General features: G+C 40.3%; 2 pseudogenes. Both read right to left on the minus strand.

From position 1 onward, the window contains the following. A pseudogene (locus HP456_RS25260) lies at positions 1-144 on the minus strand (cysteine synthase family protein); the annotation flags it as partial. Then, positions 144-514: pseudogene (locus tag HP456_RS24795) on the minus strand (GHMP family kinase ATP-binding protein); the annotation flags it as partial. The pseudogenes HP456_RS25260 and HP456_RS24795, both read right to left, overlap by 1 nt.

Consider the following 514-nt stretch of genomic DNA (forward strand, 5'->3'; position numbering starts at 1 on the left):
TATGATTTGCTTTGCAACTCGATCTTTCATCCCGAATGGATTGTACATCTCAAGCTTGGCATAAACGGAGGCTTTACTGAGATCTCTTAATTTCAATTGGACTAACGGCGTTTCCCCTATTAAATCCACCATTGTCATCACCATTACACAGGTACCTCCTTTTTCAATGAATGATTCGTGCATGATTTAAATTGCTCGACCGGATAGCCTAACGATTTCAAGGAAGCCATCCCGGATTTGATTTTTTCTGAATATTCACGATCGTTGTCAGATATGACTATCCCGATGTAAGTTCCGCTATGAGCTGTTACCACGCCGATCCCTCCAATGGACTCGCATATTTCCCTTACTGAATGAAGGGTTTTCTTAGGACGGTTCTTTTGATTCATAACAGCACTGCGAGTGGCTGTCTTGCCGAGCAATTCCAGATTATTATGTTGAAGTGCCGTACACATATCGGACAATAATGACTGATATTCTAATTTTTCTAGATAAGAAAACTTTCTTTCTACTT

This window comes from Bacillus haikouensis, from assembly GCF_013179555.1.
GTDB lineage: Bacteria > Bacillota > Bacilli > Bacillales > Bacillaceae_B > Rossellomorea > Rossellomorea haikouensis_A.